This window comes from Kitasatospora sp. NPDC057500, assembly GCF_042802195.1.
GTDB lineage: Bacteria > Actinomycetota > Actinomycetes > Streptomycetales > Streptomycetaceae > Kitasatospora.
The window spans coordinates 122139-134916 of the sequence record NZ_JBHVER010000001.1; the positions used below are offsets into that span (position 1 = coordinate 122139).

General features: G+C 76.4%; 1 protein-coding gene (running past one end of the window). It reads right to left on the bottom strand.

Going from position 1 to position 12778, the window contains the following annotated elements; all coding sequences use genetic code 11:
- A protein-coding gene (locus ACFU74_RS00240; RefSeq protein WP_380749267.1) for a type I polyketide synthase crosses the window boundary here: on the bottom strand, positions 1-12778 show its 3' portion. It continues 2282 nt past the right edge of the window; 12778 of the gene's 15060 nt are visible here — the last part of the coding sequence; its start codon lies beyond the right edge, outside the window; the stop codon is at positions 1-3.

Below are 12778 nucleotides of genomic sequence, written 5' to 3' on the forward strand. Positions count from 1 at the left end.
TCATGACAGGCCGAGTTCGTTGTCGATGAGGTCGAAGAGTTCGTCGTCGCTGGCGCCGTCCATGCGGTCCTCGATGGAGTCGGCCGCCGTGCCGTCGCCGTCGGCCGCGGGGACCGCCCGGTCGAGGCGGCCCAGGAGTTCCCGGAGCCGGTCGGCGAGCCGTTCGCGGTCCGCCGGGTCGTCGAGGGCGTCGTCGAGGGTGCCTTCCAGGCGGTCCAGGTCGGCGAGGCCGAGGAGCGGGCCGGGCCCGGCGTCGGGGACCAGTTCGGCGGCGAGGTGTTCGGCGATCGCGGCCGGGGTCGGGTGGTCGAAGAGCAGGGTGGCCGGCAGGGGGTGGCCGGTGGCGGCGCGCAGCCGGTTGCGCAGTTCCACCGCGGTCAGCGAGTCGAAGCCGACCTCCAGCAGGCCGCGCCCGGGCTCGACCGCGGCCGGGCCGCTGTGGCCGAGCACCAGGGAGGCGTGGGAGCGGACCAGGTCGAGCAGGACCCGGCCGCGCTGGGTCTCGTTGAGGGAGCCGAGGCGCTGCTTCAGGGCTTCGGGCCCGTCGGGGCCGGTGCCGGCGGCGGTGCCCGCGGCGCCGCGCCGGGCGGCGGGGCGCACCAGGCCGCGCAGCAGGGCGGGGACGCCGCCGGTGGCGGCCTGGGCGCGGACGGCCGCGGTGTCGAGCCGCAGCGGGAGGACGACCGGCTCGTCGAGGGTGCCGGCCGTGTCGAAGAGCGCCAGCCCCCGGGCCGGGTCGAAGGCGACGATCCCGCCCCGGGCGATCCGTCGCAGGTCGGCCTCGGTGAGCCCGCCGGTCATCCCGGTGCTGTTGGCCCACAGGCCCCAGGCGAGGGAGCGGCCGGGCAGCCCGTCGGCGCGGCGCCGGTGGGCCAGTGCGTCCAGGAAGGCGTTGGCGGCGGCGTAGTTGCCCTGGCCCATGCCGCCGAAGACTCCGGCGATGGACGAGAACAGGACGAACTCGGACAGGTCCAGGCCGGCGGTGAGTTCGTGCAGGTTGATCGCCGCGTCCACCTTGGGGCGCAGGACGAGGTCCAGTTGCTCGGGCGTCATGGTGGCGACGACGCCGTCGGCCAGGACGCCCGCGGCGTGCACCACCCCGGTCAGCGGGTGTGCGGGGGGCAGGGCGGCCAGCAGGTCCGCGAGGGCGTCGCGGTCGGCGGCGTCGCAGGCGGTGATCTCGGCGTTCGCGCCCAGGGCGGCGAGTTCGGCGAGGAGTTCCGCCGCGCCGTCGGCGGCGGGGCCGCTGCGGCTGGTCAGCAGCAGGTGCCGGACGCCGTGCTCGGCGGCCAGGTGGCGGGCGACGTGGGCGCCGATGGCGCCGGTGCCGCCGGTGATCAGGACGGTTCCGTCGCCGCCCCAGCCGGGTGCGCGCCCGCTGTCGGCCAGCGGTACGCGGGCCAGCCGGGCGGTGTGGACGGCCCCGGCCCGGATCGCGAGCTGGGGTTCCCCGGACGCGAGGGCTTCGGCGATGACGGCGGGCGGGGCCCCTGGGGCGTCCAGGTCCAGCAGGACGAAGCGGTCGGGGTTCTCGGTCTGCGCCGAGCGGACCATGCCCCACAGCGCGGCCAGGGCCGGGTCCGGGACGTCGTCGCCGGTCACCGGGACCGCGCCCGCGGTGACCAGGACCAGCTTGGAGCCGGTCAGGCGCTCGTCGGCCAGCCAGCCGCGCAGCAGGGCGAGGACCGTGCCGAGGCCGTCGTGGACCGCGTCGCGGAGGGTGCCGGGCGGCGCGTACGGGGCCGGGGCGGGCGGGCAGGCGGCCAGCACCAGCCGGGGCGTCGGGGCGCCCGCGTCGAGCAGCGCCGACAGCGCGGCGAGGTCGGCGACCGTACGGCCGGGGAGCGGCGCGGCGCCGGGCGGCAGGGGCGTCCCGGTGCCGAGCACGGTCCAGGACTCCGGGTCGGGAACCGGGCCCGCCGCCGTCGCGGCGCGCTCGGGCAGAGCCTGCCACTCGGGGCGGAACAGATCCTCGTGGTGTCCGGTGCGGGTGGCCTTGAAGCGGTCGGGCGAGACGGGCCGCAGGACGAGGGAGCGGGCCGAGACCACCGGGCTCCCGGTGGCGTCGGTCGCCCGTACGGCGACGGCGTCGCGGCCGGTGGGGGTCAGCCGCAACCGGAGCTCGGCGGCGCCGGAGGCGTGCAGGCGCACCCCGTTCCAGGAGAACGGCAGCCAGCCCTGCGCGGGTCCCTCCAGGACGTCGAAGACCAGCGCGTGCAGGGCGGCGTCCAGCAGGGCCGGGTGCAGGCCGAACGCGGCGGCGTCCGGCTGCTGCTCCTCCGGCAGGCTCGCGACGGCGTACACCTCGTCGCCGAGCCGCCAGGCCGCGCGCAGGCCCTGGAACGCGGGGCCGTAGGCGAAGCCGCCGTCCGCGAAGCGGTCGTACAGGCCTTCCGTGTCGAGGGGGACGGCTCCGGGCGGCGGCCAGGCCGCGGGGTCTGCCGGGTCGAGCAGGTCCGCCGGGCCGGTCGGGTCCACCGGGCCGGGTCGGCCGGCGGAGGTGAGCAGGCCGCTCGCGTGCCGGGTCCAGGGGGCGTCGGGGCCGTCGTCGGCGGCCCGGGCGTGGATGCTCAGCGGGCGGGTGCCGGAGGCGTCCGGGCTTCCGACGGTGAGCTGAAGCGTGACGGTTCCGCCCGCCGGGAGCACCAGCGGTGCCTCCAGGGTCAGTTCCTCGACCTGGTCGCACCCGACCTGGTCGCCCGCGCGGACCGCGAGTTCCAGGAACGCGGTGGCGGGGAACAGCACGCCCTCGTAGACGCCGTGGTCGGCCAGCCAGGGGTGGCTGCGGACCGAGAACCTGCCGGTGAAGAGGAAGCCGTCGGAGTCCGCGAGTTCCGTTCCGGCACCGAGCAGCGGGTGGTCGACCGTCAGCAGTCCGGCCGCGGGCAGGCCGGCCGTGGCCGGGCCGGCCTCCAGCCAGTAGCTGCCGCGCTGGAAGGCGTAGGTCGGCAGGTCGACGGCGGAGCGGGACGGGCCGCCGGAGTGGACGGCGTTCCAGTCCACGGGGACGCCCGCGACGTGCAGCCGGGCCAGGGCGGCCGTCGCCGCGGGTGCCTCGGGCCGGTCCTTGCGCAGCAGGGGCACCAGCACGGGGCTGCCGGTGGCGCCGGTCAGGCAGTCCTGGCCCATGGCGGTGAGCGCGCCGTCGGGTCCGAGTTCCAGGAACGCGGTCACGCCGTCGCGTTCCAGGTGGCGTACGCCGTCCTGGAAGCGGACGGTGCCGCGCACGTGCTCCACCCAGTAGTCCGGCGAGCCGAGCTGCTCGGCGGTGGCCGGCTCGCCCGTCAGGTCGGAGATGACGGGGATGGCGGCCTCCCCCGGGACGATCCGTGCCGCGACCTCGCGGAACTCGGCGAGCATCGGCTCCATGAGGGGCGAGTGGAAGGCGTGGGAGACCCGCAGCCGTCGGGTCTTGCGGCCGCGCGCGGCGAGCACGGCGGCGATCCCGTCCACCGCCGCCGCGTCGCCGGAGATCACGGTCGAGGCCGGGCCGTTGACCGCGGCGAGGCCGACGGCGCCCTCGCGGCCCGCGAGCAGCGGCAGCACCTCCTCCTCCCCGGCGGCGAGGGCGGCCATCGCGCCGCCCGCCGGGAGGGCCTGCATCAGCCGTCCCCGCGCGACCACCAGCCTTGCGGCGTCGGGCAGGGCGAACACCCCGGCGACGTGGGCGGCGGCCAGCTCTCCCACGGAGTGGCCGAGCAGCCGGTCGGGACGCAGGCCCCAGTGCTCGACGAGGCGGAACAGCGCGACGCCGAGGGCGAACAGGGCGGGCTGGGTGTACTCGGTGCGGTCCAGCAGGCCGTGGCCGGGGTCGCCGGGGGCGGCGTCGATCACCTCCCTCAGCGGGTGGTCGAGCAGCGGGTCGAGTTCCGCGCAGACGGCGTCGAAGGCGTCGGCGAAGACCGGGAACCGCGCGTACAGCTCGGCGCCCATGCCGGTGCGCTGGCTGCCCTGGCCGGGGAACAGGAAGGCGGTCTTCACGACCGGGCCGGCGACACCGGTCACCAGGTCCGCCGACGGCTCGCCGGCGGCGAGGGCGGTGAGCCCCTGGAGCAGGGTCGGCCGGTCCGTGCCGGTGAGGGCCGCCCGGTACTCGAAGGCGCTGCGGTTCAGCGCCAGGGAGCGGCCCAGGTCCGCGGTGGCGAGCGTCGGGGCGTTCTCCACGTGCCGGAGCAGCCGGGCGGCCTGCTCCCGCAGCGCGTCCGCGCCACGGGCGGAGAGCAGCCAGGGCAGGGCGGGGGCGGCGGGCGTGTCCGGGGTCGGCGCGGGGCCGGCGGCCGGGACCGGTTCGGTGGGCTGTTCGAGGATGGTGTGGGCGTTGGTGCCGCTGACCCCGAACGACGACACCGCGGCCCGCCGGGGGCGGCCGGTCTCCGGCCACGGGGTGTCGTCGGTGAGCAGCCGGACGGCGCCGGCCGACCAGTCGACGTGGGGTGTCGGCGCGTCGACGTGCAGGGTGCGCGGCAGCGTCCCGTGCCGCATGGCCTGCACCATCTTGATGATGCCGCCGACTCCGGCGGCGGCCTGGCTGTGTCCGATGTTCGACTTCAGCGAGCCCAGCCACAGCGGCTGCTGCGCGTCGCGTTCCCGGCCGTACGTGGCCAGGAGGGCCTGGGCCTCGATCGGGTCGCCCAGCCGGGTCCCGGTGCCGTGCGCCTCCACCGCGTCGACCTCGGAGGCGGTCAGTCCGGCGTCGGCGAGGGCCGCCCGGATGACCCGCTGCTGGGAGGGTCCGTTGGGGGCGGTGAGGCCGTTGCTGGCGCCGTCCTGGTTGACGGCGGAGCCGCGTACGAGGGCGAGCACCGGGTGGCCGTTGCGCCGGGCGTCCGAGAGGCGTTCCAGGACGAGCAGTCCGGCGCCCTCGGCCCAGGAGGTGCCGTCGGCGGCGGCGGCGAACGGCTTGCAGCGGCCGTCCTCGGCGAGGACCCGTTGCCGGCTGAACTCCACGAACGCGCCCGGTGTCGACATCACGGTCACCCCGCCCGCGAGCGCCAGCGAGCATTCGCCGGCCCGCAGCGACCGGGCCGCGAGGTGGACCGCGACCAGCGACGAGGAGCACGCCGTGTCGACGGTCACCGCGGGCCCTTCGAGGCCGAGGCTGTAGGAGATCCGTCCGGACGCCACGCTGCCCGCGCTGCCGATGCCGAGGTAGCCCTCCGACTCCTCGGAGGGTTCGGTGACGCGCGACCCGTAGTCGTGGTGGCTGCACCCGACGAAGACGCCGCTCGCGCTGCCCTTGAGCGACAGCGGGTCGATGCCGGCCCGTTCGATCGCCTCCCAGGAGAGTTCGAGCAGCAGCCGCTGCTGGGGGTCGATGGTCAGCGCCTCGCGCGGGGAGATCCCGAAGAAGGCCGGGTCGAAGCGGTCGGCGTCGTGGAGGAAGCCGCCTTCCCGTGCGTAGGTGCTGCCGACCCGCTCCGGGTCCGGGTCGTAGAGGCCGTCCAGGTCCCAGCCCCGTCCGGTGGGGAAGCCGGTGATCGCGTCCTGTCCGTCCGCGACGAACTCCCACAACTCCTCGGGCGTGCTGACGCCGCCGGGGTAGCGGCAGCTCATGGCGACCACGGCGATCGCCTCGTCCTCGGGCACCGCGGTAGCCGCGGGCACCTGCCCGGGAGCGTCGGGCGTCTCCGTGGCGGGCGCCCCCGGCAGTTCGGTGCGCAGGTGTCCGGCCAGGGCCGTGGCCGTGGGGTAGTCGAAGGCCAGGGTCACCGACAGGCGCAGGCCGGTGGCCGCGGCGATCCGGTTGCGCAGTTCGACGGCGATCAGCGAGTCGAAGCCGATGTCCTTGAACGCCTGGTCGGGTCCCACCGCCTCGGGCCCGGGGTGGCCGAGCACGGCGGCGACCTCGCCGCGGACCAGGTCCAGCAGGGCCCGGTCCCGTTCCGCCGGGGGCAGTGCGGTCAGCCGCAGGGCCGCCGGCTCGGCGCCGTCGGCCGTGCCCCGGGACCCGTCCGCGGCGGCGAGTACGGCCCGTACCTCGGGCAGGTCCCCGAGCGCGGCACTGGGCCGGAGCGCGGTGAACGCCCGCGTGAAGCGGTCCCAGGCGAAGTCGGCGACGAGGACGGCCGTGTCGTCGTGGTCGAGGGCCTGGCGCAGCGCGATCGTGGCCACCGCGGGATCCATGGCGGGCAGGCCGTCGCGGATCAGCCGTTCGGCGACCGCTCCGGAGGCGAGGCTGTCGCCGCCCCACAGGCCCCAGGCCACCGAGGTGCCGGGCAGTCCGAGGTCGCGGCGCTGCCGGGCCAGGGCGTCGAGGTAGGCGTTGGCGGCGGCGTAGCTGCCCTGGCCGGTCCCGCCGAGCGTTCCGGCGAGCGAGGAGAACAGCACGAAGGCGGTCAGGTCGAGTTCACGGGTGAGCGCGTCGAGGTTGCGTGCGCCGTCGAGCTTGGGGCGCAGGACGCCGGCCGCGCGCTCGGGGGTGATCGAGTCGATCACCCCGTCGTCGAGGACGCCCGCGGTGTGCAGGACGGCGCGCAGCGGGCGCTCGGCCGGAATGCCGGCGAGCAGTTCCGCCAGTGCGTCGCGGTCCGCGACGTCGCAGGCCACCGCGGTGGCGGCGGCGCCGAGTCCGCGCAGTTCGGCCAGCAGGGCGTCGGCGCCCGGGGCCTGTGCGCCGCGCCGGCTGGTGAGCAGCAGGTGTGCGGTGCCGGTGCGGGCGAGCCATCGGGCGATCTGGGCGCCGAGGCCGCCGGTGCCGCCGGTGATCAGGACCGTGCCCCCGGGTGCCCAGTCGCGTGCGGGGGCGGTGTCACCGAGTCCGGCGTGGACGACCCTGCGGCCGTAGAGGCCGGTGGCGCGGACCGCCAGCTGGTCCTCGCCGTCGGGGCCCGTCAGTGCTTCGGCGAGCCGGGTCGCGGCCCGGTCGTCGAGCCGTCGCGGCAGGTCGACCAGGCCGGCCCAGCGCTGCGGGTACTCGACACCGGCGACCGCGCCGAGGCCCCAGGCCAGGGCCTGGAGCGTGCTGCCGATCCGGTCGGAGCGACCGACCGACACCGCGCCCCGGGTGGCGCACCAGAGCGGGGCGTCGGTGCCGAGGTCGCCCAGGGCCTGGAGGAGTGCGACCGTCAGGGTGAGGCCGCGGGGAAGCGCCGATCCGTCGCCGTGCGGTTCCTCAGCCAGGGCGAGCAGCGACAGGATCCCGGCGGGCGGCCCGTCGGTGCGGCCGTGGGCGTCGCGGATCAGTGCGGCGAACCGGGTCCGGTCGGTCGCGTCGGGGCCCGCCTCGACCAGGACGGGTGCGGCGCCGTGTTCGCGCAGGGAGTCCACGGCGAACGCGACGGCCGGGTCGTCGGCGGCGCCGGCCGGGGCGACGACGAGCCAGCTGCCGGTGAGCCGGGGCCGCTCGGGTGCCGGCAGGGGCTTCCAGGCGACCCGGTAGCGCCAGCTGTCGGCGGTCCGGTCGCCGGCCCGGCCGCGCGCCCACTCGGCGAGGGTGGGCACCAGGGAGGCGAGGGAGGTCCTCAGTTCCCCGTCCTCGACCCGCAGGGTGGTGGCGAGGGCGTCCAGGTCCCCGCGGTCGACCGCCTCCCAGAAGCCGGAGTGGGCCGGGCCGGTGCCGGTCACGGCGTCGGTGCCGGTCACGGCGTCGGCGGGCCGTCCGGGGGTGGTGTCCAGCCAGTAGCGCTGCTGCTGGAAGGCGTAGGTGGGCAGGGGTCGCTTGCGCGCGCCGCTCCCGGCGAACACCGTGCCCCAGTCCACCGGCAGTCCGCGGACCTGGAGTTCGGTGAGCGCGGCGAGGAAGCGGCCGGGGCCGCCCTCGGTGCGGCGCAGGGTGCCGACGACGGCTCCGTCGCCGACCCCGGCCGCCTCGACGGCCTGCTGGAGCCAGACGGTCAGCGCGGGGTGGGTGCTGCACTCGACGAAGGTGCGGTGCCCGTCGGCGATGAGCGCGTCGACCGCCCGTCCGAACTCCACCGGCCGGCGCAGGTTCTCGTACCAGTACGCGGCGTCCAGGCCCCGGGTGTCCAGGGGGCCGCCGCTGACCGTGGAGTAGAACGGGATGTCGGACGTCCGCGGCGCGGTGCCGCCGAGGAGGGTGAGCAGCTCCTCCCGGAGCTCCTCCACCTGGGGCGAGTGTCCGGCGAAGGTCACGCCGGGGACCGGCCAGGTCAGCACACCCGCCTCGGAGTACTGCTCGCGCAGTCGTTCCAGTGCCGCGGGGTCGCCGGAGACCGTCACCGACGTCGGCCCGTTGACTGCGGCGACGTCGAGTGCCGGGTAGCCGGAGGACAGTGTGTCGCGTACGGCTTCGACCGGCTGCGGCACGAACAGCATGCCGCCGCGTCCGGTCAGGGCCAGCAGGGCCCGGCTGCGCAGGGCGACGATCCGGGCCGCGTCGTCCAGCGAGAGCGCGCCGGCCACGCAGGCGGCGGCGATCTCCCCCTGGGAGTGGCCGACCACGGCGTCGGGGACGATCCCGTGCGCCCGCCACAGCTCGGCCAGCGACACCATCACGGCGAACAGCACCGGCTGCACCACGTCCACCCGGTCCAGCGGGGGCGCGTCGGGCTCCTCCCGCAGGACCGCGAGCAGCGACCAGTCCAGGTGCGGGGCGAGGGCGCGTTCACAGGCCGCGATCCGGTCGGCGAAGGCCGGGGCGTGGTCGAGCAGCTCCCGGGCCATGCCGGCCCACTGGGACCCCTGGCCGGGGAAGACGAAGACGGTCCTGGCCGATCGGGCGACGGTGCCTTCGACCAGGCCGGGTGCGCGCTCTCCCGCGGCCAGCGCGGCCAGGCCGCCCAGCAGGGTCGCGCGGTCGTCGCCGACGACGGCTGCGCGGTGCTCGAAGGCGGTCCTGGTGGTGGCCAGGGAGTAGCCGACGTCGGCGGACGACAGCTCCGGACGTTCCGTCAGGTACGCGTGCAGCCGCTCCGCCTGGGCCTGCACCGCTTCGGCGGTCCGCCCGGACAGGACCCACGGGACGGCGGGCAACCCGGCAACGGGTACGGGGTCGGGCTCGGCGGGCGGCTGCTCGATGACGACATGGGCGTTGGTGCCGCTCAGGCCGAACGAGGACACTCCGGCCCGGCGCGGTCGGCCGGTCTCCGGCCAGGGTGCGGCCTCGGTCAGCAGTGCGACGGCGCCCGTCGTCCAGTCGACGTTCGGGGACGGCCGGTCGATGTGCAGGGTCCGCGGCAGCTCGCCGTGCGCCATGGCCAGCACCATCTTGATGATGCCGCCGACCCCGGCGGCGGCCTGGGTGTGCCCGATGTTCGACTTCAGCGATCCGAGCCGCACCGGCCGGTCGGCCGGCCGGTCCTGGCCGTAGGTCGCCAGCAGCGCGTCGGCCTCGATCGGGTCGCCCAGCCGGGTACCGGTGCCGTGCGCCTCGACGGCGTCGACGTCGGCGGCCGTCAGCCGGGCGTTCGCCAGCGCGTCGCGGATCACCCGCTGCTGGGCCAGGCCGCTGGGCGCGGTCAGCCCGTTGCTCGCGCCGTCCTGGTTGATCGCCGAGCCGCGCAGCACCGCGAGCACCGGGTGGCCGTTGCGGCGGGCGTCCGAGAGGCGTTCCAGGAGCAGCAGGCCCACGCCCTCGGCCATGCCGAAGCCGTCCGCCGAGGCGGCGAAGGACTTGCAGCGCCCGTCCTCGGCGAGCCCGCGCTGGCGGCTGAAGCCGGTGAACGACAGCGGGGTGCCCATCACCGTGGCGCCGCCCGCCAGGGCCAGCGCGCATTCGCCCGAGCGCAGCGACTGCGCGGCGAGGTGGACCGCCACCAGCGACGAGGAGCAGGCCGTGTCCACGGTCACGGCGGGCCCCTGGAGGCCGAGTTGGTAGGCGACCCGCCCGGACAGGACGCTGGTGGAGATGCCGGCGATGAACAGGCCCTCCAGTTCCTCGGGGATGTCGCGCAGGGTGCCGCCGTAGCCCTGGTAGGAGGCGCCGGCGAAGACGCCGGTCGGGGTGCCGTGCAGGGACGCGGGGTCGATACCGGCGCGCTCGATCGCCTCCCAGGAGGTTTCGAGCAGCAGCCGCTGCTGCGGGTCCATGGCCAGGGCCTCGCGCGGTGAGATTCCGAAGAATCCGGGGTCGAAACGGTCCGCGTCCCTGACGAATCCGCCGGCGGCGGCGTAGCTCCTGCCGGGCCGGTCGGGGTCCGCGTCGTACAGCGCGTCGAGGTCCCAGCCCCGGTCGGACGGCAGCCCGGAGACGGCGTCCCGCCCGTCGGCGACCAGGCGCCACAGGTCCTCGGGGGTGCGGACGCCGCCGGGGTAGCGGCAGCTCATGGCGACGATCACGACGGGGTCGTCGTCGTCCGCGGCGGGTGCCGCCGTCGGGGGCTGCCGGACGGTGGCGGGCTCCTCGACGGCGCCCAGCAGTCCGGTCTCCAGGCGCCGGGCGAGCGCGGTCGCCGACGAGTAGTCGAAGACGACGGTGACCGGGAGCCGCAGGCCGGTGGCGGCGTTGAGCCGGTTGCGCATGTCCACGGCGGTCAGGGAGTCGAAGCCCAGGTCGCGGAAGGCACGGCCGGGGGCGACCGCGTCCGGCGAGTCGTGGCCGAGGACGGCGGCCGCGTGGGTCCGGACCAGGTCGACCAGCGTCCGGGTCCGCTCGGCCGCCGGGAGCGGCTCCAGCCGGTCGCGCAGCGCCGAGGGCGCCCCCTCGGCCCCGGTCCCGGTCCCGCCGGCCCCCGGTTCGGCGGCCAGCGCGGTGCGCACCTCGGGCAGTTCCCCGATCAGCGGGCTGGGGCGCGCCGAGGTGAAGACCGCCGCGAAGCGGTCCCAGTCGACGTCGGCGACCACGACCACCGTCTCGTCGTGGTCCAGGACCTGCTGGAGCGCGGTGATCGCGACCGCGGGCGGCATGAAGAGCACGCCGTGGCCGCGCAGGGTCTCCTCCACCAGTGCGGCCGCCATCCCGGCCCCGCCCTCGGGATGCCAGATCCCCCAGACCACGGAGGTCGCGGCGAGGCCGCGGCTCCTGCGGTCCTCGGCGAGGCCGTCGAGATAGGCGTTGGCGGCGGCGTAGGCGCCGTGGACGGCGCTGCCCCACACCGCGGAGATGGAGGAGAACAGCACGAACGCGTCGAGCGTGTCCCGGTCGAAGAGCAGGTCCAGGTTCCTGGCCCCGCCGGCCTTGGCGTGGAGGGTGTCGGCGAACTCGTCCACGTCGGTGTCGGGCAGGGGTACCAGCAGCCCGGCGCCCGCGGCGTGGAAGACGGTGCTGATCCGGTGGCCGTCCTGTTCGAGGCCGTCCTTCAGCGCGCGCAGGGCCTCCAGGTCGGCGACGTCGCACGAGGCGAGGGTGACCCGGGCGCCGAGGGCGGCCAGTTCCTCGGAGAGCTCCGGCGCACCCGGCGCGTCCGCGCCGCGCCGGCTGACCAGCACCAGGTGCCCGGCTCCCCGCCGGGCCAGCCAGCGCGCGATCTGCGCGCCGATCCCGCCGGTGCCGCCGGTGATCAGCACGGTTCCCCCGGGCCGCCACCTCCGCCGCGGCGCGGTGTCGCCCAGGGCGGACCGGACCAGCCGCCGGCCGTGGCAGCCGGTGGCCCGCACGGCCACCTGGTCCTCGTCCCCGGCCTCGCCGCCCAGCACCCGGCACAGCTGCTGGGCGGTGTCCGTGTCCAGGACCTCCGGGAGGTCGATCAGACCGCCCCAGCGCCGCGGGAACTCCAGCGCGGCGACCCGGCCCAGACCCCAGAGCAGGTTCTGCGCGGCGCTGACCGCACTCCCGGTGTCCGCGCCCCCGACCGACACCGCGCCCCGGGTCGCCCACCACAGGGGCGCGTCGATCCCGGCGTCGCCGAGGGACTGCACCAGGGCCAGGTTGAGCGCGGTGCCCAGCGGGACGGAGGGGTGCGCCGAGTGCGGGCGCTCGTCCAGGCCCAGCAGCGACAGCACTCCCGTCACCGGGCCGGGCAGCGCGCCGAGGGACGCGCGGACCCGCTCGGCCAGCACGGCGCGGTCCGCCTCCGCCTCGGTGATCCGTACGTGGACCACCGAGGCCCCGGCCTGTTCCATGACGTGGACGGTCTCCTCCGACCGGCGCACCCCGCCCTCGGGCTGACCGTCCGACGACAGGACGAGCCAGCTGCCGTGCAGTGCGACCGGGGGGCCCTCGGGCAAGGCTCGCCAGGTCACCCGGTAGCGCCAGGAGTCGACCACCGAACGCTCGGTGCGCTCGGTGCGCCAGGTGGCGAGCGCGGGGAGCACCACGTTCAGCGGGTCCTCGGGCGCCACCCCGAGGGCCGTGGTGAACCGGTCCAGGTCGCCCCCGCCCAGGGCCTCCCAGAAGTCGTCGCCCTCCGAGGGCGGTCCGGACGGCACGCCCGCCGCGGGGCCGGTGTCCTCCAGCCAGTACGGGCGACGCTGGAAGGGGTAGGTGGGCAGGGAGACGCCGTCCGGACGGTGTCCGGCGAACACCCGCTCCCAGTCGGGCGACAGACCGCCCGCGTGGGCCTCTCCCAGGGACGTCAGGAAGCGGTCGAGGCCGCCCTCGCCGCGCCGCAACGTGCCCAGGACCACGGCGGGGCCCTGCGCGGAGCCGGCGGTGTCGGCCTCCTCGGCGCTCTGCTGGACACCGAAGGTGAGCACGGGGTGCGGGCTGGACTCGACGAAGAACCGGAAGCCCTCCCCCAGCAGCGCCTCCGTGGCCCTCCCGAACTCCACCGTCTCCCGCAGGTTCCGGTACCAGTACCCGGCGTCCAGGGCCTCCGTGTCCAGCCAGCCACCCGTCACCGTCGAGAAGAACGGCACCGAACCCGACCGGGGCACGACGCCGTCCAGATCGGCGAGCAACTGCTCGCGGACCTCCTCCACATGCGCGGAGTGCGACGCGTAG